This window comes from Sphingomonas sp. Mn802worker (genome assembly GCF_000382485.1).
Classification (GTDB): domain Bacteria; phylum Pseudomonadota; class Alphaproteobacteria; order Sphingomonadales; family Sphingomonadaceae; genus Sphingomonas.
The window spans coordinates 266,603-289,458 of sequence record NZ_AORY01000002.1 but is presented as its reverse complement, the minus strand read 5'-3'; the positions used below and the strand labels follow the sequence as shown (position 1 = coordinate 289,458).

Here is a 22,856-nt window from a genome sequence, read left to right as displayed (position 1 = left end):
CCCATGCAACGCCATTACGGGCTCGACTGGCTCCGCATCGGCGCCTTCGCGCTGCTGATCCTCTACCATGTCGGCATGGTGTTCGTGCCGTGGGACTATCACGTGAAGCTCGACGGGCCGGTGTGGGCGACCGTGCCGATGATGGCGAGCAACCCGTGGCGGCTGTCGCTGCTGTTCATCGTATCGGGTTACGCCAGCCGCGTGCTGCTCAAGCGGCAGTCGAGCCGATGGGTGTTCGCCCGCAACCGCACCGCGCGGCTGCTGGTGCCGCTGATCTTCGGGATGGCGGTGATCGTGCCGCCGCAGGCGTGGGTCGAGCTGGTGAGCAAGCGCGGCTATCCGCACGGCTACGCGTGGTTCTGGCTGCACGATTATTTCCGCTTCGACGCTCGCCTCGGCATGTCGTTGCCGACGTGGAACCATCTGTGGTTCGTCGCCTATCTGTGGATCTACACGCTGGCGATCACGCTAGCCGTGGCCGTGACGCCGAAGCGAGCGCGCGAGGCGGTCCAGCGTGGGTTCGAGGCACTGTTCCGCGGCCCCGTACTGCTGCTGCTGCCGCTCGTCTGGATGGTGCTGGTCAATCTGGTGCTGTTCCCGGGCGGGCGCGAGACGCATGCGGTCCTGGGCGACTGGGTGGCGCACGCGACCTATTTCCCCGCGTTCCTGTTCGGCTTCGCGCTGGCGCGCGCGGACACGGTGCTGGCGAGCCTGGTGCGGTGGTGGAAGCTGTCGGCAGTGGTCGCGGTCGCGTCATTCGCGCTGGTCGCCGGGATCGAGCTGACCTGGCCCGGCGTCGCGCGTGCACCCGACGGGATCGGCGAGTTGTTCTCGGTCGCGCGCGCGGTCGAGGGCTGGTTCGCGATCGCCGCGCTGATCGGGTTCGCCGACAGCCACTGGAACCGCGACCATCGCTGGCGCCCGATGCTGACCGAGGCGGTGTTCCCGTTCTACATTATCCACCAGACGCTGATCGTCATGGTCGGCTGGTGGCTGCGCAGCGCAGGGTTGCCGATGCTGGCCGATTTCCTGATCCTGGTCGCGGCGACGGTGGCGGGGTGCTGGGCGTTCTATCTGATCGGGCGGCGTATCCCGCTGGTGCGGCCGCTGATCGGACTGCGGCGGCACGCGTCGCGCCGCACCCACGTCGACCCGCGCCCCGCGATTGCCTGAGTCTCAAGGAGTTTACGTCATGTCCACCAACTGGACGCTGGTGATCCACGGCGGTGCGGGGATCATCAACCGCGGGGTCCTCACGCCCGAGCAGGACGAAGGCGCACGTGCCGCGCTGACCCGCGCGCTCGAGGCCGGGGCGGCGGTGCTCGCGAACGATGGCGCGTCGATCGACGCGGTGGAGGCGGCGGTGCGCGTGCTGGAGGACGATCCGCACTTCAATTCCGCACGCGGCGCGGTGCTGACCTTCGAGGGCAAGGTCGAGCTCGACGCCGCGATCATGGACGGGCGTGATCGATCGGCGGGCGCGGTCGCGGGTGTCAGCACGGCGCGCAACCCCGTCACGCTGGCGCGCGCCGTGAAAGACCACAGCCCGCACGTGCTGCTCACCGGCGCGGGTGCGGACACGTTTGCGCGAGAGCAGAGCATCGAGCAGGCAGGCGAGGACTGGTTCGTGGTGCCCGAACGCCGCGCGCAACTGGCGGCGATGAAGGAAAGCGCCGACTGGTTCGACGTCGACATGAAATACGGCACCGTCGGCGCGGTGGCGTGCGACGCGCACGGCCACGTCGCCGCCGCGACCTCGACCGGTGGGGTGACGGGCAAGCGCTGGGGCCGGGTCGGCGATTCGCCGCTGATCGGCGCTGGCACCTACGCCGACGATCGCGCTTGCGCGGTGTCGGCGACGGGATCGGGCGAATTCTTCATCCGCGAGAGTGTCGGGCATGAGATCGGCGCACGCGTGCGGATGCTGGGCGAGCCGTTGCAGGCAGCGGCGGACGCGGTGATGGCGGGGGTCAAGGCGCTGGGCGGCAGCGGCGGCGTGATCGTGACCGGCCCTGCTGGTGATGCGGTGTGGAGCTTCACGACCGAGGGCATGTACCGCGGGCAGGTGTCGGCGGGTGCGCCGCCGCGCGTCGCGATCTACGCCGACGAAGGCTGAGCGACTCAGGACTCAGACGCCGCGCCCATTGAGCGCGGGCGCGCCGCAAGCTACGGCAGCGAACATGACTGTTTATTTCCACGAGGAAGACCTGCCGGGCGACGTGTTCGCACCCGGCGCAGCGATCGCGGTCGATACCGAGACGATGGGGCTGATCACGCCGCGCGACCGGTTGTGCGTGGTACAATTGTCCGATGGGCAGGGCGACGAGCATCTGGTGCGCTTCAATCCCGGCAGCGACTATGCCGCGCCCAATCTGAAGCGTGTGCTGGCCGATCCTGAGCGATTGAAGCTGTACCACTTCGGGCGGTTCGATATCGCGGCGCTCAGCTTCTACCTCGGCGTGGTCGCGGCACCGGTCTATTGCACGAAGATCGCGTCGCGGCTGGTGCGTACCTACACCGATCGTCACGGGTTGAAGGAGCTGGTCAAGGAACTGCTCGGCCAGGATATTTCAAAGCAGCAGCAATCGTCCGACTGGGGTGGGCCGGAACTGTCGGAGGCGCAGCGCGATTATGCCGCGTCCGACGTGCGCTACCTGCATCGCATGAAGGAAGAGCTCGACAAGAGGCTGCTGCGCGAAGGGCGGATGGAACTGGCGCAGGCGTGCTTCGATTTCCTGCCGGCGCGTGCTCAGCTGGACATCGTGGGCTGGCCCGAGGTCGACATCTTTGCGCACGCTTGATCCCGTTCGGAGTTAGCGCATGAGCGAGCTTGCCCGCCGGACCCTGTCGGATCGCCAGCAGTGGGCGCGCCCGGGTGGCCGCCACGACCGGCTGATCCGCACGTCGAACTGGCTGATCCCGGCGTTGATCGGGGTGCTGACCGCTTTCCTCGTCATGTCGCCGCTGACGATGGCGAGCGAGGTGTCGTTCGTGCTCGACAAGAACAAGGTCGATGTCGCGAAGGAACGGCTGAAACTGCAATCGGCGACCTATCGCGGCACCGACATGAAAGGGCAGCCGTTCGAACTGGAGGCGGGGTCGGCGGTGCAGAAGAGCTCGGCCGAGCCGATCGTGCGGATCCAGCAGATGGCGGCGGCGATCCAGTTGCAGGACGGATCCGCGCGGCTGACCGCGCCGCGCGCGCGCTACGACATGGATACCGAGAAGGTGCGCGTCGACGGCGGCATCGCGGTGCGCGCGCCGAACAATTACACGCTCGACACCTCGAACGCCGACGTCGATCTGAAGACGCGGCAGCTGACCTCGACCGCGCCGGTGACGGGCACGGTCAGGCAGGGTAATTTCAGCGCGAACAGCATGTCCGCCGATCTGGAATCGCGCACGGTCAGGCTGAACGGCAACGCGCGCTTGCGCATCGTGCCGAGACAAACGAAATGAGCGCCATGCGCCACCCGCTCCTGCTTCTGTCGCTCCTCGTTGTCGCCGCCCCCGTGGCGGCGCAGAGCAAGCACAACACCAATGCGCCGATCGATTTTGGTGCGGACCAGATCGAGCTGCAGGACAAGGCAAACCGCGCGGTGTTGACCGGCAATGTTGCGGTCAAGCAGGCCGAGATGACGCTCAACGCGCAGCGGCTGAACGTCGCCTACACCGGCGAGGTGGTCGACGGTAACCCGCAGGTGTCGAGACTCGACGCGTCGGGCGGGGTGACGGTGCGCCGTCCCGACCAGACCGCGCGCGGACAATATGCGGTCTATGACCTCAATCGCCGTGTCATCACCATGCTGGGTGCGGTCACGCTGACGCAGGGGCCGAACACGGTCAACGGCGCGCGGCTGACGATCAACCTCGATAGCGGGCGCGCGGTGATCGACGGCTCGGCGGTCGCGGGCGGCAGCGGCAGCGGTACCGGCGGCAACGTGCAGCGTGCGCCGACCGGTCGCGTCACGGGCACCTTCTCGGTTCCCAAGCGGAGCTGAGGATCAGCGCGTCGGGCTTGAGAGCAACCGCGCCAGTTTCGCCTTCAGCCCGCGCAGCGTGTCGTTCGAGACGGTCTGCACGCTCGACCAGGAGATCGCGCGCGGGTTGACCGGCACGCCGTTCTTCCACACTTCCCAGTGCAGGTGCGGTCCGGTCGACATGCCGGTCGAGCCGACATAACCGATCACCTGCCCGCGCTGGACATGGGTGCCGGGCGACACCGCGATCCGGCTCATGTGGCCATAGCCCGATGCATAGCCGCCGGCATGGGCGAGCTTGACGAAATTGCCGTAGCCGCCGCTGCGCCCGGCGAATTGCACGACGCCGTCGATCGCGGCGTAGATCGGGCTGCCGAAGGGCGCGCCGATGTCGATCCCCTTGTGCATCCGCATGAACCCGAGCAGCGGGTGCATCCGGTAGCCGAAGGTCGAGGTGACGCGGCCGGCGACCGGCATCCCCATGAAGCCGCGCTGCTCGACATGGCCGGCCGGGTCCATGAAGCTGCCGCCCTCCCCTTCCTTGTCGCCCCAGCGGACGAGCTGGAGCCGGCGCTTGCCCGCCGCGTCGACCAGCCCGGCATATTGCAGCTGCCCGACCTCCACCTCGCCGGTTGCGGCGCGGGCCTGGTCGGCGACGATGTCGAACGTGTCGGCGGCACCGACCTCGCCGATCGGCACGCGCGCGGCGACCGCCTTGATGTAAGCTTCGACCACGCGCGCAGGCACGCCGGCGGCACGCATTGAGCGGTACAGGCCGTCGCCGACGAGGCCGCGGATGCGCAGTGGTGCGCGGTCGATGCTGATCGGGTGACGATCGAGCAGCAGCGTATCGCCGGCGCGATTGACCGCGAGGTTGAGGTCGAACCCGGCGCGGAAGCTGAGCTTCTCGAGCGGGCGCGGTTGCAGGCGCGAGGGGCGGCGTCCCATCGTCAGCGACAGGATCGTGCCCGGCTTCAACTGATCGAGCGGGACCGCGCCGGCGACCAGCGCGGCGACCTGTGCGGCCTCGTTCATGCCGACCCCGGCGCGCCCGAGCGCGTGGCCGAGCGTGTCGCCGCCGCCCAATGTCACCGTCAGGTCAATCTGCGGTCGCTCGGGCGTCTCGGCCAGGTGGCGGACGAGGCCGGAGGCGGCCATGCGCCGGCCGGTCGTGGCGCCGAGCCCCAGCGGCGCGATGCCGAGCGTGCGGGTTTCCTCCCGAGCGGCACCGGTCACGGCCGGGGGCGCGTAGCCGGGCACGGGCGCGATGCCGGGGTGCGTCATCCACGCCGCAGCGATCAGCGCGGCGCAGGTCGCGGCCCCGCGCCACCACGCCCGGCTGCCGATGTCCTGGCCGAGGTCGGGCACCCAGTCGGCGCGCGCGGCCACGTCGCGGACGCGGTCGAACCATGGCTGCGGCGCGGTATCGTGGGTCGGCGCGGTGGGGACGAGCGCGCGCATCCGCGCCGACCCCGCGGCCCCCGCCAGCTCCAGCCCTTGCTGTTCACGCAGAAACAAACCGGCGTCCTCGGCCCGTTATGGAAAAACACGCGCCGAACGTCCCGGCACCTGGGTCGCGGCGTTGTGGACCCAAGACCCTAAAGTCAAATTAACCGCGGTGCTTGGATGCCGGCCGCGCGGTGGAACGCCCAGCGCGCACGACGAAGGCGCGCGCGGGCAAGGAAGTGCGCGCCGGCAAGGAAGTGATTGCATCGCCCGGCCGCGCACCCGATGTAGGTCGGGCAATGAGTGCGCGTGACAACGCCCGGGTGACGGCAGTGTTGGGCCCGACCAACACGGGTAAGACCCATCTCGCGATCGAGCGGATGTGCGCGCATTCGAGCGGGTGCATCGGCTTCCCGCTCCGTCTGCTGGCGCGCGAGGTCTACGACCGCGTGGTAGCGATCAAGGGTCGCGAACGGGTGGCGCTGGTGACGGGCGAGGAGCGGATCGTCCCCAAGGACGCGCGCTGGTTCCTGTGCACGGTCGAGTCGATGCCGATGCCGCGCTCGGGCCAGCGCGGTCGGGCGAGCGACCAGATCGAGCGCGACTTCGCATTCGTCGCGATCGACGAGGCGCAACTGGGTGCCGACCAGGAGCGCGGGCATGTCTTCACCGATCGGTTGCTACGCGCGCGCGGGCGCGAGGAAACGATGATCCTCGGGTCGGAGGCGCTGCGTCCGGTGCTGCGCAACCTGATTCCCGGCATCGAGATCGTCGAGCGGCCGCGCTTCTCGACGCTCAGCTACGGCGCGGCGAAGAAGCTGTCGCGCCTGCCGCGCCGCTCCGCGGTGGTCGCCTTCTCCGCCGAGGAGGTCTACGCCACTGCCGAAATGCTCCGCCGGCTGCGTGGCGGGGCGGCGGTGGTGATGGGCGCGCTCAGCCCACGTACCCGCAACGCACAGGTGCAGATGTTCCAGGCGGGCGAGGTCGACTATCTGGTCGCGACCGACGCGATCGGCATGGGGCTGAACCTGGATGTCGGGCATGTCGCCTTTGCAGGCCTGCACAAGTTCGATGGACGCCGCCGTCGCCGGCTGACTACCGCGGAGATGGCGCAGATCGCGGGGCGCGCCGGGCGGCACCAGCGCGACGGCACGTTTGGCGCGCTGACCGAGGAGGGCGACGACGCGTTCCTGCCCGAGGAGATACAGGCGATCGAGGGGCATCGCTTCCCCAAACTCGACTGGCTCTACTGGCGCGAGGGCGAGCCCGATCTGTCGAGCATCGACGCACTGATCGCCAGCCTGTCAAAGAAGCCCGAGATGCCCGGCGGCACCGTCACCATGCTGCGCCCCGCACCCGAGGCGCTCGATCTAAAGGTGTTGAAGCGGCTGGCCGACGAGCCGCAGGTACGCGACGGGGTGCGCGCGGGCGGGCGCGGCAATGTCGCGAGGCTGTGGGCGGCGTGCGGTATTCCCGACTTCGCCAAGCTGGGGCTCGACCCGCATGCGCGCTTCGTCGGGCGCGTGTTCGCGTACCTCGCGCAAGGGTTCATCCCGCATCAATGGTTCGCCGACGAGGTCGCGCGGCTCGATCGCACCGATGGCGATGTCGAGACGATCGCAGGCCGGATCGCCAGCATCCGCAGCTGGACGTACATCGCGCAACGGCCCGACTGGCTCGCCGATCCAGAGACCTGGGCGGCGCGTGCGCTGGAGGTCGAGGAGCGGCTGTCCGACGCGCTCCACGCCAGCCTGACGCAGCGCTTCGTCGACAAGCGCACCACCGCGCTGATGCGCAAGATCGGCGCAGGGGCGGGCGAGCTGCCGGTCGAGATCGGCGCGGAGGGCGAGGTGACGATCGACGCGCATGCGATCGGGCGGCTCGACGGGTTCCGCTTCACGGTCGCGCCCGAGGCGCGCGCCGCCGACAAGCGGCTGCTTCTCGCCACGGCGGAGAAGCGGCTGGCGGCCGAGCGGAGGCGTCGCGCGGAGGCGGTGATTGCGGCAAAGGACGAGGCGTTCGCGCTATCCGACGACGGCGCGATCGTCACACAGGAGAGCGAACTCGCGCGGCTGGCGCGTGGCAGCTCGCTGGCGCGTCCGGCTGTCGTGCTCGACCCTGCGCTCGGCTGTCTCGATCCGCCCTTGCGCGAGCGCGTGGCCGCGCGGGTGCGCGAGTGGGTGATGGCGAGCATCGCGCGGCGGCTGCCTGCCCTTGCCAAGCTGGCTGAGGCAACGCGCGCGGCTGAGGCAGGGCCGGCGCTCCGCAGCATCGCGGGCGCGCTGGAGGCGGGCGGGGGGATCGCCGCGCGCGCACCGCTGGCGGCGTCGCTCGACGCGCTGGATGGTGGCGCACGGCACTGGCTCAGGCGCGCCGGGATCACGATCGGCGCGCTCGACCTGTTCGATCCGCGGCTGCTCAAGCCCGGTGCGCGGGCGTGGCGGCAGGCGCTTATCGTGGCGGCACACGGCGCGGCGCCGCCGGTTCCGCCAGCGGGCGCGACCGTGCTGCCGCGCGCAACGCCGGGCGCGATGCTGGGGATGGGCTATCGTCCGCTGGGCGCGCAGGCGGTGCGCGTCGATCTAGTGGAGCGGATCGCTCGCGCCGCGCATGAGGCACGTGCGGCGAGCAAGGAGGGCGCGCGCGCGCCGTTCGCGGCCGATCCTGCGCTTGCGACCTCGATCGGGCTCGAACCCGAGACGCTGGCGCGGTTGATGGCGGAGCTGGGCTTCCGCGCCGCAGACCGGCGTGGTGAGTCGGCTGGTGAGGAGGGCGATGCCGCCACTCCGCGCTACGTCTGGCGCGGGCGGCCACGGCCGAAGGTGCCGACGAGCACGGTTCCGGCGCGGCCCGGCAACGCTTTCGCCGCGCTGGGCGATTTGATGCAGGCGCGTTGATGCCGGGCGTGATGCCGGCCGGTGCGACGACGATGCGGCTCGACCGGTTCCTGTGGTTCGCGCGGCTGACCAAGACGCGCAGCGCGGCGCAGGCTCTGGCGTGCAACGGACGCCTGCGGATCGACGGACGCGCGATCGACCGCGCGCATGTGAGCGTGCGTGTCGGCAACATCCTGACGTTCGCCCATTACGACCGTATACTGGTCGTGCGGATCGAGGCGCTGCCACATCGCCGTGGCCCAGCACCAGAAGCGCGCGGCTGCTATCAGGAACTGACCGCGGGCACGGCGGTTGATGGCAGACCCGCGGACAGTGCGAACAACTCGCAGGAATGGCTGGAAGATTGACGCTTTCGCGCGTCGCGCATAGCAGCGGCGCAAAATCGCGACCACGCACACGATCGAGTTACCGAGGAACGCTTACATGACCTACGTCGTCACCGACGCCTGCATCCGCTGCAAGTACATGGATTGCGTCGAAGTGTGCCCGGTGGACTGTTTCTATGAGGGCGAGAACATGCTGGTGATCAATCCCAGCGAGTGCATCGACTGCGGCGTGTGCGAGCCCGAGTGCCCGGCGGAGGCGATCCTGCCCGACACCGAGAACGGGTTGGAGCGGTGGCTGGAGCTCAACACCACCTTCTCCGCGCAGTGGCCGAACGTCACGCGCAAGCTCGACCAGACCCCGCCCGACGCCGACGAGCACAAGGGCGAGGACGGCAAGTACGACAAGTACTTCTCTGCCGAGCCCGGCAAGGGCGACTGAGCCCGTCGCCGTCCGCGGCGGCGCACGGCTAGGAAGAGAGACGCGCTGCGGACGACCCCGCGGGGCGACCGTCGACGTGCGGCAGCAGCGCTGACGTAAGCAGGCTGGAAACAAACAAATAATTGTGCTATATACTGCCGTGTCGGGCGCAATCCTGCCGCGTCCGCCAGAAGATCAACCTACCCCGCAGCCTGCCGTGTCGACCCAGTGCCTCGCGCACCAATGGTTCGCGGCGTGGTTTCCATCATGTGGGGCATAGAATTGGAAAGATCCGCGATGGCTGCCAAGGCTCTGCACTTCGATGTCGGCGATTACGTCGTTTACCCAAAGCATGGCGTGGGTCGCGTGATCGAGCTGCAGAAATCGGAGATCGCGGGCATCGCGCTCGAGCTCTACGTGCTGCGTTTCGAGAAGGAGCGCATGACGCTGCGCGTGCCGACCAACAAGGCCGAGAGCGTCGGCATGCGCAAGCTGTCGTCGGACAAGACGATGCGCGAGGCGATGGAAACGCTGAAGGGCAAGCCCAAGGTCAAGCGCACGATGTGGTCCAGGCGCGCACAGGAATATGAGGCGAAGATCAACTCGGGCGACCTCGCCTCGATCGCCGAGGTGGTGCGCGACCTGTTCCGCGCCGACGACCAGCCCGAGCAGAGCTATTCCGAGCGGCAGATCTTCGAGGGCGCGTGCAGCCGCCTGGCGCGCGAGCTCGCTGCGATGGAGCAGATCGATGAGCCGGCCGCGCAGGAGAAGATCCTCGACATCCTGCGCAAGGCCGCGGCGATCTACAACAAGGACAAGCAGCCCGCCTGAACGGATCAACCACAGCTGTAAACAATAACTGTTTACATGCGTAGTCGATAGAGCGTATCGCTGTTCCCCGGTTCTGCTGGAGGTTCAAGCGATGCGCTCTTTCTCGTTTCTAGCCTTGTCGGTTCTCGCCTGCGGATTGGCGACACTGCCGTCGACACGCGCCGGTGCCGCGGCGAGCGGCTTCGCGGTCGATTATGCGCTGCGCGATTTCTCCACGATCGTGCTTGGCACCGGTGCGCAGATGCAGGTGCGCGTCGGCCCAACCTGGTCGGTCCACGCCGATGGCCCCGCCGCCGTGCTGGCGACGATGCGCGTCGAGCGGGAGGGCCATACGCTCAAGATCACGCGCCGCGACCCGCGTTCGAAGGGTGACGCGGCGGCGGAGCGGCAGGTGCGCTTCACGGTAACGGTGCCCAACCTGACCTCGGCGGCGCTGGGCGGCAGCGGGTCGATCAACATCGACCGCGTGACAGGCGCGCGCTTCAATGCCGCGGTCGGCGGCCGCGGCACGCTGAGCGTCGGCGCGCTCGACACCCGCGAGGCAGAGGTGTCGATCGGCGGCGCGGGCAATGTCGCGGCGGGCGGCCGCGTGCAGGTGCTGAAGGTCTCGATCGGCGGATCGGGCTCGCTGCGTGCGCCTGCGTTGCACGCCGCACAGGCGGAGGTGTCGGTCGCCGGATCGGGCAATGTCGTCACGCTGGTCGACGGGCCGGCGCAGGTGTCGAGCGTCGGCAGCGGTATGATCGACCTGGGGCCGCGTGCGCGCTGCAAGGTGACGAAGATGGGCGGCGCACGGGTACGCTGCGGCGCTTGATCGCACGTCCAACGTGTATTACCATATCAATACAGTTGGAGGATATGTCGATGCGCTATCTCGCCCTTGCCTTGCTGATCCCGGTCGCCGCCTGCGGCATGGCGGCCACCTATGCCTCAGGTAATCAGGACGGCATTGCGCCCGACGGCAATGGTGCGAGCCGCAGCTACGCCGCGCGCGATTTCACGCGCGTGGCGCTCGCAGGGCCGGACAATGTCGACGTGCGTGTCGGCCCCTATTCGGTCCGCGCGGAGGGTGATCCGGCGCTGCTCGACCGGCTGGTGATCCAGCGTGACGGCGACAGCCTGCGCGTCGGGCGGCGCAATGGCATGTCGTGGACGCGGGGCAGCGTACGCGTGATCGTCACCATGCCGCGGGTCGAGGCAGCGGCGATCGCGGGCTCAGGCAACATCCGCATCGCGCGCGCCGAAGGGCCTCGGTTCCGCGGTGCGATCAGCGGATCGGGCGATCTGTCGATAGCCGAGATGCGCGCCGGTGAGGTCGAATTCGGCATCTCCGGTTCGGGCGACGTGACCGCGGCGGGGCAGGCGCAGGCGCTGACGATCCGCATCGCGGGGTCGGGGAACGTGCAGGCACGCGGGCTGAGCGCAGCGCGTGCGACCGTCTCAGTTTCGGGCTCCGGCGATGTCAGCGCGAATGTCAGAGGCGCTGCCGACGTGCGGCTCGCCGGATCGGGCGACATCGACCTGGGTCCGGCGGCACGCTGCTCCACGCGTAAGAGCGGGTCGGGGACGGTGCGCTGCGGCGGATGACGCGTCGGACGGCTTGCCGGCGAGGCGCGGGGGTGCGACGCTGATCGCATGATCACGGCTCGCCTGCTCGCCCTGTTATCGCTACTCGTCGCCACGCCTGCGGGTGCGGCCGACCGGGTGTGGAATATCGGCAGCTTCGACCGCATCCGCGTCGACGGACCGTTCGAGGTGCAGGTCACGATCGGCGCCAGTCCGCGCGCCACGGCAAGCGCGCCCGACGCGGCGCTGCTGGAGCGATTGCGGCTGAGCAACGAGGGCGGGACGCTGTCGCTGCGGCTCGACCGCGGCACCGGCGACCGGGCCGGCCGCGGTGCGGATGCGGCGCCGGTCTTCACGCTGTCGACGGTTGGCTTACGCGGGGTGAGCCTGCTGTCGGGCGCAAAGGTGTCGGTGACGCAGATGAAGGGCGAGCGGGTCGACCTGAGCGTGACGGGCACGGGGTCGATGTCGGTCGACGACATCGTGGCGGAACAGGTCAACGCGAGCGTGATCGGCAGCGGTGCGCTTCGCCTGGCCGGACGCGCGAGCAAGGTGCGGTTGCTGACCAACGGACCCGGATCGATCGATGCCGCCGCTCTGTCGGCGGCCGACCTGTTCGTGTCGATGGACGGCGCGGGCGAGACGCGCGCGGCGGCACGCTATTCCGCACAGATCACCTCCAACGGCATGGGGCGCATCACCGTGTCAGGCAATCCGAAGTGCGTCGTGCGCGCGGCGGCGGGTGGCCCGGTGGCGTGCGGGACGGCGCCGGCGCGCTGAGGTTCAATCCTCGCCCGGCCCCAGATCGGGATCGAGATCGCGCGGGCGGATGAAGCGGGTCAGCGTGCCGGCACGCTCCTTGACCTCAGCCCAGCGGTCGACCGCAAAGGTCAGCTCGGCAAGCGTCGCGGTCGGGTACTTCTCCTCCACGTCGTCGCGCAGCGTGCCGGGTTCGTCGGGGGCGAGCAGCAGGACGAGGTCCTCCAAACCCGGATTGTGCCCGATCAGCAGCAGCCGTGCGTACTCATCATCCGTCTCTCGCACCACGTCGAGCAGCGAGCCGGCGGAGGCGAGATAGATGCGGCGGTCGTATGCTGGCGACAGCGCGCGCGTGTAACCTGATTCGACGCCATCGATGGTCTGCTCGACCCGAACCGCAGGCGAGGCGATGACGTGATCGAAGCCGAGCCCAAGCCGGCGCAGTTCGCGTCCCATCGTCTGCGCCGCGCGCCGGCCTTTCGGGTTGAGCGGACGGTCGAAATCACGCGCGACCGCGTCATCCCAGCCCGACTTGGCGTGGCGCAGCAGCGTCAGCGTCTTCACCAGACCAACCTCCATCAAGCGGGCAGGTGCGCTCCTTGCCCGATTTGGTCACGCGTGGATAGCCGCTCGGCGACGCGCGCCGCAGCTTCGTCGAGCGTCAGGCGACGGATCGGCACGCCGGGCGGAAAGGCGTCGAGCAGCCGCGAGGGCATCGCGGCGGAGAGCAGCACGAATGCGCCGGCATCGTCCTGCCGCCGGATCAGCCGCCCGAACGCCTGCGCCAGCCGCGCGCGCACGATGCGATCGTCATAGGCGCTGCCGCCGCCCTCAAGACGCCTGGCGGCATGGAGCACGGTCGGCTTGGGCCAGGGCACGCCCTCCATCACCACGAGCCGGAGCGAGTCGCCGGGCACGTCGACGCCGTCGCGCAACGCGTCGGTGCCGAGCAGGCTCGCGTGCGGATCGTCGCGGAAGATGTCGACCAACGTGCCGGTGTCGATCGGATCGACGTGCTGCGCATGGAGCGGCAGCCCTTCGCGCGCGAGCCGGTCGGCGATGCGCGCATGGACCGCGCGCAGCCGGCGGATCGCAGTGAACAACCCCAGCGTACCACCCCCTGCCGCCTCGATCAGCCGCGCGTATGCGTTGGCAAGCGCTGGCAGGTCGCCGCGCTTCACATCGGTGACGATCAGCACCTCGGCATGGGCGGCGTAGTCGAAGGGACTCGCGACCTCGAACCGGTCGGCAGGGCGCTGGAGGTGCGTCGCGCCGACACGCGCCTCCGCGGTCGCCCAATCGCCGCCCGCAGTCAGCGTCGCGGAGGTGACGAGTGCACCGTGCGCGGGGCGCAGCACGATCTCGGCGAATGGCTTGGTCGGATCGAGCCAGTGACGCAGCAGCCCGATGTCGGTCTCGCGCCCTTCGATGCGGTTGACGATCAGCCAGTCGACGAACTGCGGCGTCGCGGGGCCACCGACCCGCGCGAGCAGCGCGAGCCACGCCGACACCGTCTCCACCCGCCAGGCGAGCGAGGCGAGCGCGCCCTCCACCCGCGCCCGCGCCGGCGCATCGAGCCAGTCGGGCGCGTCGGTCAGCACCGCCTCCAGCCGCCGTCCGAGCACGACCAGCGGGCGGTGGAGCGCATCCAGCGCCTGCACCGTGCCGGCCGCCGCCTCGACCAGCTCGGGCGTCGGCTCGGCCAGTTCGGTCTCGAGCCCGTAGCCCGCGTTCTCCGCCCCGTTGGCGCGCGCGTAGGCCATCCCGCGTACCGCGGCGAGCAACACCTCGAATGCGCCGAACGGCTGGTTGTCGACCAATCGCTGCTGCCAGCCGTCAGCCGCGAGCGCGCCCGCCGCACGGACCGCATCGGCGATCGCCGCGCCGCCCGCCTCGTCGTAGCTCGCCACGTCGGACAGGCGCGCGGCGAGCCCCCGCCGTCGCCCGCGGCTGGCGCCTTCGGGGCCGACGATCCAGCGGCGCAGCTCGATCGCCTCCTGCCCCGTGAGCGCGGTCGAGAACATCATGTCGGCGGCGTCGAACAGGTGATGCCCCTCATCGAAGACGTAGCGGGTCGGGCGCGTCGCGCTCTCACGGCCGCGCGCGGCGTTGACCATCACGAGCGCGTGATTGGCGATCACCAGATCGGCCTGAACCGAGGCGCGCGCGGCACGCTCGATGAAGCACTTCCGATAGTGCGGGCAGCCGGCGTAGACGCACTCGCCACGCCGGTCGGTCAGCGCGGTCGAGCCGTTGCGGCGGAACAAGGTCGGCAACCAGCCGGGCAGGTCGCCGCCGACCATGTCCCCGTCGGCGCTGTACGCCGCCCAGCGTGCGACGAGTTGCGCCAGCACCGCGGCGCGTCCGGCGAACCCGCCCTGCAGCGCGTCCTCAAGGTTCAAGAGGCAGAGATAGTTCTCGCGTCCCTTGCGCGTCACCACGCGCGAGCGCCGCACGCTCTCATCCGGGTAGACGCGGCGCGTCTCGGCACTCAGCTGTCGTTGCAGCGCCTTGGTATAGGTGGAGATCCACACCGCCCCACCCGCGGCGTCCGCCCATAGGCTCGCGGGGGCGAGATAGCCGAGCGTCTTGCCGATGCCGGTCCCCGCCTCCGCCAGCATCAGATTGGGGGCATCACGGATCGAGCGTGGCGCGAAGGCCGCGCCGGCGGCGGCGGCGAAGCGCTGCTGCCCGACGCGCGGCTCGGCCCCCTCGCCGGTCAGCTCCTCCAACCGGTCGAGCACCGCGCCCTCCGGCATCGTCACCGTGCGCGGCGCAGGCCGTGGCGGCTGCTCCTCCCATTCGGGCAGGCGGGTGAACAGCCAGCGCTCCTGAGCGGACGGCCTGGCGATGTGGGGGGCGAGCGGCGGCGCCCAGGCCCAGCGCAACCGGGTAAGCGACTGGAGCGCGGTCCACGCCCCTTCCCGCTCGGGCCAGTCGCCCGCGGGCACGCTCAGCAGGCGCTCGGTCGCCTCGAGCAGAAAGGGCGCGACCTCGGCGTCGTCACCGGGCACGTTCAGCCCGGTCGCGGCGGCGAGCCCCTTAGGCGTCGGCACCATGAAGCGCGCCGGGCGGACAAAGGCGAACAGCTCGAGCAGGTCGAGCCCGGACAGGTCGGCGTAGCCGAGCCGCTGTCCAATCAACGCGGCGTTGAGCAGGATCACCGGCGTGTCGGCGGCGAGCCGAATCGCTTCGCCGCGCGACACCTCGCGCGTGATGCCGTCCTGCGCCACCCAGATACCCGAATGGCTGGCATGCAAAGCGGGATAGTGCAGCGCGCTCACACCCGTTCACGTGCGCATCGGCGAACAGATTGGCAACCCGGATCAGCACGCCTGGACGACGATCTTCGACATGCAAACGGTTCGCAATCGCATCAAGGCGCGAGAACTGCGGGTGCGGGGTGGATTCTGCGCGCCCGCTGTGCTTAGGAGCATCGCAAAGCGTTCCCACCCGCCACCATCCGGAGAGGCGTCCCCATGAACATCCACGAATATCAAGCCAAGGAATTGCTCGCGAAATACGGCGTCGCCGTGCCGCAGGGCTTCGCCGCGATGAGCGTGGAGGAAGCCGTCGAGGCGTCGAAGAAGCTGCCGGGACCACTTTATGTCGTGAAGGCGCAGATCCACGCCGGCGGCCGCGGCAAGGGCAAGTTCAAGGAACTCGGCCCTGACGCAAAGGGCGGCGTCCGCCTCGCCAAGACCGAGGACGAGGTGCGTCACGCCGCGACCGAAATGCTCGGCAACACGCTGGTGACGGTTCAGACCGGGGACGCCGGCAAGCAGGTCAACCGCCTGTACGTGACCGACGGCGTCGACATCGCCAAGGAATTCTACTTGGCACTGGTGGTCGACCGCGCCTCGGGCCGCATCGGCTACGTCGTGTCGACCGAAGGCGGCATGGACATCGAAACGGTCGCGCACAACACGCCGGAGAAGATCCACAGCTTCTCGGTCGATCCGGCCTCTGGGTTCCAGCCTCATCACGGCCGCGCGGTCGCGAACGCGCTCGGCCTGACCGGGGATCTCGCCAAGCAGGCGCAGACCGTCGCCGCGAAGCTGTATGACGCGTTCCTCGGCAGCGATGCCGAGCAGATCGAGATCAACCCGCTCGCGGTCACCGACGACAACAAGCTGATGGTGCTCGACGCCAAGGTCGGTTTTGACGGCAATGCGATGTTCCGCCACAAGGACCTGATGGAGCTGCGCGACGAGACCGAGGAGGATCCCGCCGAGCTGGAAGCGTCGAAGTACGACCTTGCCTATATCAAGCTCGACGGCGACATCGGCTGCATGGTGAACGGCGCCGGTCTGGCGATGGCGACGATGGACATCATCAAGCTGAACGGCATGTTCCCGGCCAACTTCCTCGATGTCGGCGGCGGCGCATCGAAGGAAAAGGTCACCGCGGCGTTCAAGATCATCCTGGCCGATCCGGCGGTGAAGGGCATCCTCGTCAACATCTTCGGCGGCATCATGAAGTGCGACATCATCGCCGAGGGCATCGTCGCGGCCGCAAAGGAAGTGAATTTGTCGGTGCCGCTGGTCGTCCGTCTTGAGGGCACCAACGTCGATAAGGGCAAGGAAATCCTCAGCCAGTCGGGCCTCGCGATCGTGCCCGCCAACGACCTGGGCGACGCGGCGAAAAAGATCGTCGCCGAGGTGCAAAAGGCGGCGTGAGGCGACGCCGGGACCGCACCGCCTGCGATCATGTCAGACGTCCGCCGAGCGGCGGGCAACTGGCGCTGAGCGGGCTCAAGGGCGCCTCGATGGGCGCGCTGCTGGCGATGGTCCTGACCAAGTTCTGATGATTCGTCACGGCGCGGGTGGAAACACCCGCGCCGTTCGTCGTTGGAGCCACAAGCCGCCGTTACGGCAAGGCCGCTTCTCCGCGCGCCGGCCATACCGCACTTGCGAAAACGACCGCAAACCGCCAATTGTCGCGCCGATACAGGTGCGCAAAGGATAGAAAGAGGATCCCTCGATGAAGGTAATCGTCCCGGTCAAGCGCGTGCTTGACTATAACGTGAAGCCCCGCGTGAAGGCGGACGGGTCGGGGGTCGACCTCGCCAACGTGAAGATGAGCATGAACCCCTTCGACGAGATCGCGGTCGAGGAAGCGATTCGCCTGAAGGAGAAGGGCGTCGTGACCGAGATCGTCGCGGTGTCGATCGGCGAGCAGAAGTCGCAGGAAACGCTGCGCACCGCGCTGGCGATGGGTGCCGACCGCGCGGTGCTGGTCGTCACCGAGGGCAAGGTCGAGCCGCTGGGCGTCGCCAAGCTGCTGGCGAAGATCGTTGAGGAAGAGCAGCCGGGTCTGGTGATCCTCGGCAAGCAGGCGATTGACGACGATAACAACCAGACGGGCCAGATGCTCGCCGGGCTGCTCGGCTGGGGTCAGGCGACTGCGGCGTCGAAAGTCGAGCTGTCGGCTGACAGCGCCACTGTCACGCGCGAGGTCGACGGCGGTCTGGAGACCGACACGTACAAGCTGCCCGCGATCGTCACGACCGACCTGCGCCTCAACGAGCCGCGCTACGCGTCGCTGCCCAACATCATGAAGGCCAAGTCGAAGCCGATGGCGCAGAAGACGCCGGCCGACTACGGCGTCGATGTCTCCCCCCGCATCACCACGCTCAAGGTGGTCGAACCCGCCAAGCGTCAGGCCGGGATCAAGGTCGCCGACGTCGACGAACTGGTCGGCAAGCTGAAGTCGATGGGCATCGCCAACTGATTTTTCCGAAAGGACCTGAACATGAAGACTCTGGTGTGGGTCGAACACGATGGTTCGACCGTGAAGGACGCGACGCTGTCGGCCGTGACCGCGGCGGCGAAGCTGGGCGAGGTCCACCTCCTCGTCGCAGGTGAAGGCGTCGACGGTGCAGCGCAGGCGGCGGCGAAGATTGCGGGCGTCGGCAAGGTTCACGTCGCCGATGACACCGCGTACGCGCACGCGCTGGCCGAGAATGTCGCGCCGCTGGTCGTCGAACTGATGGGGCACCATGACGCCTTCGTCGTGCCGGCAACGTCATCGGGCAAGTCGATCGCGCCGCGTGTCGCGGCGCTGCTCGACGTGATGCAGATCAGCGACATTCTGTCGGTCGAGGGGGAGGACACGTTCACGCGCCCGATCTACGCCGGCAACGCGATCGCGACCGTGCAGACCACCGATGCGAAAAAGGTCATCACCGTACGCGGCACCGCGTTCGAGAAGGCCGGGACCGAAGGTGGCTCGGGCACGATCGAGGCGGTCGCATCGACGGGCGACAAGGGTCTTGCGACCTTCGGCAGCCAGGAGCTCGCCAAGTCGGAACGGCCTGAGCTGACCAGCGCGAAGATCATCGTGTCGGGTGGACGCGCGCTCGGCTCGGGCGAGAAGTTCCACGAACTGATCGAGCCGCTCGCCGACAAGCTGCATGCCGGCGTCGGCGCGAGCCGCGCGGCGGTCGACGCTGGCTACGTGCCCAACGACTATCAGGTCGGTCAGACCGGCAAAATCGTCGCACCGGAAGTCTACGTCGCGGTCGGTATCTCGGGTGCGATCCAGCACCTCGCCGGCATGAAGGACAGTAAGACGATCATCGCGATCAACAAGGACGAGGACGCGCCGATCTTCCAGGTGGCAGACATCGGCCTGGTCGGTGACCTGTTCAAGCTGGTGCCGGAACTGACTGAGAAGCTTTAAAGGATGGAAGGCGGGGCAACGTCCCCGCGGGTGCGTGCGAGCAAGCGTCGCGCGCATCCATCCGCTCGGCCGGCGCCGCCACAGCAGCGTCCGACGACGCAGGACTTGCTCCCGCGGCGTACTTGCTCGATCTACTTTGCGCCACTGGCGAGGCCGCTTCGCCGACCCATCTTCGCTTAAGTGGTAGTGATGTATTTAGATGCCGGCGGACCGAGTGGCTGAGACACCTGTCGAACCGGCTTCTCTCCAAAGCTTCTTAGGTCGGCGTTAAGGCGTCTCGTCGGCAGCTACCCGTTCTCCATCGATCTCATCAGGTGGAGGCAATGCTGTGCATCGCGGTGCTTCGCGACAGCGGCCGAGTCACCGTGCTGCTCAATGCCATCATCCACTCCAACACTGGCGATAGACGGTCTAGAGATTCACGCCGGAGCCGCATTGACGCTGCTGTCCCGGTTACATGCACTCGCTGAAAGCTTGCCGCGGCGCCCAGGTGGAACGCGGCTGTTTGGCACCTCGGGCTTGTCGGCGCTCCTTGATACAAGTGCGATGCAGGCAATCGCCGCGCGCCACTTGGGCGATGAGGCACGGCCCGTCCGCGCTATAATGTTCGATAAGAGGCCGAACGATAATTTGGCGCTCGGGTGGCATCAGGATCGTACGATTGCGATACGCGAGCGGCGAGAGACCACAAGCTACGGCCCGTGGACCGTCAAGCAAGGCATCCTTCACGTTGCACCGCCTTTTGCAGTGATCGAAGCGATGGTGACGTTGCGCATCCAGCTGGACGACACGCCCACTGATAATGCACCACTGCTGGTTGCGCCGGGATCGCACCGGCTGGGGCTGGTGGCGGAGGACGATATCGCAGACGCAGTCGCCGCATGTGGGATAATGACGTGCCTGGCCACAGCGGGAGATGTCTGGGCCTATGCCACACCTATTCTGCACGCATCCGCTGCGAGCAGCGGGCACGCGCACCGCCGGGTACTTCAGGTCGACTATACCGCAACCAAGCTGCCGGCGGGTCTCGCTTGGCTAGGCGTCTGACGCCCCCTACCCGTCGGCGTCGAGCGCCTCGCGAAGGTAGTCGCGGATCAGGCGGATGGCGTCGAGTGTCGCGGGCATGGTCGCAGTTGCGGTTGCCGCGCTCGGAGCAGTAGCCGCCGACTTCCCCTCGCCCGACAGCAACTGCTGGACGCCGCGCACTGTATAGCCCTCGCGGTTGAGCAGCCGATCGATCCGCTGCACAAGCGCGACGTCGGCCGGGCGGTAGTAGCGACGGTTGCCCGCGCGGGTAACGGGTTTCAACTGCGGAAATCGGCCCTCCCAATAGCGGAGGATGTGCGGTGCGACGCCGGTCAGCTGCGTCACCTCGCCGATGGTGCGAAAGGCGGTGTCTGACTTGGACGCGGTATCACGCTCGCGGCTGCTGCCCTCGTCCGAGCCGTTCTGGCTCACCGGCGAGTCACGCTCACTCGGCGGCCATGATGCGGTCGCGCATCATCTGGCTGGCGCGGAAGGTGAGCACACGGCGCGGCGCGATCGGCACTTCGACGCCCGTCTTGGGATTGCGGCCGATCCGCTCACCCTTGTCGCGCAGCACGAAGGTGCCGAAACCCGAGATCTTGACGTTCTCGCCGTGCGACAGCGCTTCGCACATCTTGGAGAGAATCTGCTCCACCACGCGGGCAGAATCGGCGCGCGAGAGACCGATCTGCTTGTGCAGCGCCTCGGCCAGGTCGGCCCGCGTCAGCGTGCCCGCGTCCGTCATGCTCATCGGTTCCCCCACATGCCTGTTGTCCGGTGGTATAAAGCCGAAGCGGTTTTGTCGACTCGTCAGCTGCACCCGTAGCGGCACAGCCGGCGCTTCAGACGCGCAGCACCGCCGCGCCCCAGGTGAAGCCGCCGCCCATCGCCTCCAGCACCACGAGGTGACCGGGCCTGATCCGCCCGTCGCGCACCGCGGTGTCGAGCGCGAGCGGGACCGAGGCGGCGGAGGTGTTGGCGTGCTGATCGACCGTCACGATCACGCGCTCGGCCGGCAGGTTGAGCTTGCGCGCGGTCGCGTCGAGGATGCGGGCGTTGGCCTGGTGCGGGACGACCCAGTCGACCTGATCGGGCGTGAGATCGATGCCCTTCAATGCCTCCGCCATCACCGCCGACAGGTTGGTGACGGCATGGCGGAACACCTCGCGCCCCTTCATCCGGAGCTTGCCAACCGTGCCGGTGGTCGAGGGTCCGCCATCGACATAAAGCAGGTCGTTGTGGCGTCCATCGGCGTGGAGCTTCGCTGCGAGAATGCCGCGCGCGTCGGGGCTCGACACGTCGTCGGCACCTTCCTGCGCCTCAAGCACGATCGCGCCCGCGCCGTCGCCGAACAGGACACAGGTGGTGCGATCCTCCCAGTCGAGGATGCGGCTGAACGTTTCCGCGCCGATCACCAGCGCGCGTTGGTGCGCACCGGCGCGCATCATGCTGTCCGCCACCTGCACCGCGTAGAGGAAGCCCGAGCAGACCGCCGCGACGTCGAAGGCGACGCAATCGTTTATGCCGAGCAGCGCCTGAACCTTGGTCGCGGTCGCCGGGAACGTCTGGTCGGGCGTTGCGGTGGCGAGGACGATCAGGTCGATGTCCTGCGCGGCGAGCCCCGATGCGGCGAGCGCAGCCTTTGACGCGTCATAGGCGAGCGTCGCGGTGGTCTCTTCCGGGCCGGCGAGGTGACGGAAGCGGATGCCGGTGCGTTCGACGATCCATTCGTCGCTGGTATCGATCTGCTCGGCCAGCTCGGCGTTGGAAACGCGGCGTGCGGGCAGCGCGGAGCCGGTGCCGAGGAGGACCGAGCGGATCATGCGGCAGCCTTCGCGTCGATGTTGCTCAAATCCTCGGCAATGCGGCGCGCGAGGTCGGACTTCACCATCTTGGCGGCGTTGCCGATCGCGGTGGCAACGCCGATCTCGTTCGCGCTGCCGTGGCTTTTCAGCACGAGGCCGTTCAGCCCCAGGAAGACCGCGCCGTTGTGGTTGTTCGGATCGAGGTGGTTGCGCAGCAGGTCGGTCGCCGGGCGCGAGATCAGGAAGCCGATCTTCGATCGCGCCGAGCTGGAAAAGGCACGGCGCAGCAAGTCGGCGACGAAGCGCGCAGTGCCCTCCGCGGTCTTCAAGGCGATGTTGCCCGAGAAGCCATCGGTGACAATCACGTCGTGGTCGCCGCGCGACAAACGGTCGCCCTCAACGAAGCCGGTGAAATTCATCGGCAGGTGGGTCGCGGCGCGCAGCATCTGCGCGGCGTCCTTGATCTCGCCGGTGCCCTTCTGATCCTCGCTGCCGATATTGAGCAGCGCGACGCGCGGTCGATCGAGTTCGAGCACGATCCGGGCATAGGCAGCACCCATGACGGCGAACTGGGTCAGGTTGCGCGCGTCGCACTCGGTGTTGGCGCCGAGGTCGAGCATGACCACGTCGTTGTCGCCGAGCGTCGGCAAGAGCGCGGCGAGCGCGGGGCGGTCGATGCCGGGCATGGTGCGCAAGCTGAGCTTCGCCATCGCCATCAGCGCGCCGGTATTGCCCGACGACACTGCGGCGCCGGCGCGCCCTTTTTTCACGCAGTCGATCGCCACGCCCATCGACGAAGTCTTGGAGCGGCGCAGCGCCTGGCTCGGCTTTTCCTCGCCCGCGATCACGTCGGCGGCGTGGATGACCTCGGATGCCTGCGACAGGTTCGGGTGGCGCGAGAGACCGGCGCGAATCGCCGCCTCCTCGCCGACCAACAGGAAGCGCAGGCCGTCGTGCAGGCGACGCGCACGCGCAACGCCCGCCAGCATGACCTCCAGCCCCTTGTCACCGCCCATCGCATCGATGGCGATCACGGAACTGTCGGACATGAGACGGGGCACTCCAATCAACCGCAGCAATCAAACGCGAACCCGGACAACAAGGGTCCGCGTTTAGCC

Annotated in this window: 24 protein-coding genes; 17 read left to right on the top strand and 7 right to left on the bottom strand. The window is 68.4% G+C overall.

The genetic code is table 11. The features are described 5' to 3' along the window. Positions 1–3: 3 nt before the first annotated feature. From SMN802W_RS0103270 to SMN802W_RS0103250, 5 genes are all read left to right on the top strand, one after another. Complete coding sequence (locus SMN802W_RS0103270; RefSeq protein ID WP_019515462.1) at positions 4–1,173, top strand: acyltransferase family protein; 1,170 nt, start codon at positions 4–6, stop codon at positions 1,171–1,173. A gap of 19 nt (positions 1,174–1,192) precedes the next feature. Further along, positions 1,193–2,116, top strand: a complete 924-nt coding sequence (locus SMN802W_RS0103265) for an isoaspartyl peptidase/L-asparaginase family protein (RefSeq protein ID WP_019515461.1) — start codon at positions 1,193–1,195, stop codon at positions 2,114–2,116. Positions 2,117–2,180: 64 nt separating this feature from the next. Beyond that, positions 2,181–2,801 (top strand): ribonuclease D, encoded by a 621-nt coding sequence (locus tag SMN802W_RS0103260; RefSeq protein WP_019515460.1) that lies wholly within the window; start codon positions 2,181–2,183, stop codon positions 2,799–2,801. A gap of 19 nt (positions 2,802–2,820) precedes the next feature. Beyond that, positions 2,821–3,459 carry an LPS export ABC transporter periplasmic protein LptC gene (gene lptC / locus SMN802W_RS0103255; protein WP_019515459.1) on the top strand — a complete coding sequence of 213 codons (639 nt, stop codon included), beginning with the start codon at positions 2,821–2,823 and terminating at the stop codon, positions 3,457–3,459. Positions 3,460–3,464: 5 nt separating this feature from the next. Next, positions 3,465–4,001: an LptA/OstA family protein gene (locus SMN802W_RS0103250; RefSeq protein ID WP_026325692.1), complete on the top strand. Its 537-nt coding sequence runs from the start codon at positions 3,465–3,467 to the stop codon at positions 3,999–4,001. Positions 4,002–4,004: 3 nt separating this feature from the next. Here the strand turns inward: SMN802W_RS0103250 and SMN802W_RS0103245 are convergent, their stop codons facing one another. Continuing rightward, positions 4,005–5,498, bottom strand: coding sequence for a M23 family metallopeptidase (locus SMN802W_RS0103245; RefSeq protein WP_019515457.1), 1,494 nt, complete (start codon positions 5,496–5,498; stop codon positions 4,005–4,007). A 227-nt stretch (positions 5,499–5,725) separates the two neighbouring features. Here SMN802W_RS0103245 and SMN802W_RS0103240 point away from each other — a divergent pair, with 227 nt between their 5' ends. From SMN802W_RS0103240 to SMN802W_RS0103210, 7 genes are all read left to right on the top strand, one after another. Continuing rightward, the gene (locus SMN802W_RS0103240) at positions 5,726–8,323 is read left to right on the top strand and encodes a helicase-related protein (protein WP_026325691.1); all 2,598 of its coding nucleotides are present in this window, start codon (positions 5,726–5,728) and stop codon (positions 8,321–8,323) included. After that, the gene (locus SMN802W_RS0103235) at positions 8,323–8,670 is read left to right on the top strand and encodes a S4 domain-containing protein (RefSeq protein WP_019515455.1); all 348 of its coding nucleotides are present in this window, start codon (positions 8,323–8,325) and stop codon (positions 8,668–8,670) included. Before SMN802W_RS0103240 ends, SMN802W_RS0103235 begins: the two co-directional genes overlap by 1 nt. Before the next feature lie 76 nt (positions 8,671–8,746). Beyond that, on the top strand, positions 8,747–9,088 hold the full coding sequence (gene fdxA, locus SMN802W_RS0103230; RefSeq protein WP_019515454.1) for a ferredoxin FdxA: 342 nt from the start codon (positions 8,747–8,749) through the stop codon (positions 9,086–9,088). 276 nt (positions 9,089–9,364) lie between these two features. Then, a complete protein-coding gene (locus tag SMN802W_RS0103225; RefSeq protein WP_019515453.1) occupies positions 9,365–9,898 on the top strand; it encodes a CarD family transcriptional regulator in 534 nt (177 codons plus the stop codon). A gap of 91 nt (positions 9,899–9,989) precedes the next feature. After that, positions 9,990–10,712, top strand: a complete 723-nt coding sequence (locus tag SMN802W_RS0103220; protein WP_026325690.1) for a GIN domain-containing protein — start codon at positions 9,990–9,992, stop codon at positions 10,710–10,712. Positions 10,713–10,762: 50 nt separating this feature from the next. After that, complete coding sequence (locus SMN802W_RS0103215) at positions 10,763–11,485, top strand: head GIN domain-containing protein (protein WP_026325689.1); 723 nt, start codon at positions 10,763–10,765, stop codon at positions 11,483–11,485. A gap of 48 nt (positions 11,486–11,533) precedes the next feature. After that, positions 11,534–12,244 carry a GIN domain-containing protein gene (locus SMN802W_RS0103210; protein ID WP_019515450.1) on the top strand — a complete coding sequence of 237 codons (711 nt, stop codon included), beginning with the start codon at positions 11,534–11,536 and terminating at the stop codon, positions 12,242–12,244. A 3-nt stretch (positions 12,245–12,247) separates the two neighbouring features. Here the strand turns inward: SMN802W_RS0103210 and SMN802W_RS0103205 are convergent, their stop codons facing one another. Further along, positions 12,248–12,787, bottom strand: coding sequence for a SixA phosphatase family protein (locus SMN802W_RS0103205; protein WP_026325688.1), 540 nt, complete (start codon positions 12,785–12,787; stop codon positions 12,248–12,250). 14 nt (positions 12,788–12,801) lie between these two features. Then, on the bottom strand, positions 12,802–15,507 hold the full coding sequence (locus tag SMN802W_RS16280) for an ATP-dependent DNA helicase (RefSeq protein ID WP_019515448.1): 2,706 nt from the start codon (positions 15,505–15,507) through the stop codon (positions 12,802–12,804). A 195-nt stretch (positions 15,508–15,702) separates the two neighbouring features. On the opposite strand from SMN802W_RS16280, the gene sucC reads away from it, so the two are divergent. The 5 genes from sucC (at position 15,703) to SMN802W_RS0103175 (ending at position 19,954) form a co-directional block, all read left to right on the top strand. Continuing rightward, positions 15,703–16,902, top strand: a complete 1,200-nt coding sequence (gene sucC, locus SMN802W_RS0103195; protein ID WP_019515447.1) for an ADP-forming succinate--CoA ligase subunit beta — start codon at positions 15,703–15,705, stop codon at positions 16,900–16,902. After that, positions 16,899–17,030 (top strand): hypothetical protein, encoded by a 132-nt coding sequence (locus SMN802W_RS18800; protein ID WP_019515446.1) that lies wholly within the window; start codon positions 16,899–16,901, stop codon positions 17,028–17,030. The genes sucC and SMN802W_RS18800 overlap by 4 nt, the downstream gene beginning before the upstream one ends. Positions 17,031–17,206: 176 nt before the next feature. Next, on the top strand, positions 17,207–17,956 hold the full coding sequence (locus SMN802W_RS0103185) for an electron transfer flavoprotein subunit beta/FixA family protein (RefSeq protein ID WP_019515445.1): 750 nt from the start codon (positions 17,207–17,209) through the stop codon (positions 17,954–17,956). Between the two features lie 21 nt (positions 17,957–17,977). Continuing rightward, positions 17,978–18,907, top strand: a complete 930-nt coding sequence (locus tag SMN802W_RS0103180) for an electron transfer flavoprotein subunit alpha/FixB family protein (RefSeq protein ID WP_019515444.1) — start codon at positions 17,978–17,980, stop codon at positions 18,905–18,907. A 375-nt stretch (positions 18,908–19,282) separates the two neighbouring features. After that, the gene (locus SMN802W_RS0103175) at positions 19,283–19,954 is read left to right on the top strand and encodes a phytanoyl-CoA dioxygenase family protein (protein WP_037522990.1); all 672 of its coding nucleotides are present in this window, start codon (positions 19,283–19,285) and stop codon (positions 19,952–19,954) included. Between the two features lie 6 nt (positions 19,955–19,960). Here SMN802W_RS0103175 and SMN802W_RS0103170 read toward each other — a convergent pair whose 3' ends face one another. The 4 genes from SMN802W_RS0103170 to plsX all read right to left on the bottom strand — a co-directional run bounded on the left by SMN802W_RS0103170 (position 19,961) and on the right by plsX (position 22,787). Next, positions 19,961–20,365 carry a MerR family transcriptional regulator gene (locus tag SMN802W_RS0103170; RefSeq protein ID WP_019515442.1) on the bottom strand — a complete coding sequence of 135 codons (405 nt, stop codon included), beginning with the start codon at positions 20,363–20,365 and terminating at the stop codon, positions 19,961–19,963. A 13-nt stretch (positions 20,366–20,378) separates the two neighbouring features. Then, positions 20,379–20,678: an integration host factor subunit alpha gene (locus SMN802W_RS0103165; protein ID WP_026325686.1), complete on the bottom strand. Its 300-nt coding sequence runs from the start codon at positions 20,676–20,678 to the stop codon at positions 20,379–20,381. A 97-nt stretch (positions 20,679–20,775) separates the two neighbouring features. Next, a complete protein-coding gene (locus SMN802W_RS0103160) occupies positions 20,776–21,756 on the bottom strand; it encodes a beta-ketoacyl-ACP synthase III (RefSeq protein WP_019515440.1) in 981 nt (326 codons plus the stop codon). After that, the gene (plsX, locus tag SMN802W_RS0103155; RefSeq protein WP_019515439.1) at positions 21,753–22,787 is read right to left on the bottom strand and encodes a phosphate acyltransferase PlsX; all 1,035 of its coding nucleotides are present in this window, start codon (positions 22,785–22,787) and stop codon (positions 21,753–21,755) included. The genes SMN802W_RS0103160 and plsX overlap by 4 nt, the downstream gene beginning before the upstream one ends. Positions 22,788–22,856: the final 69 nt, after the last annotated feature.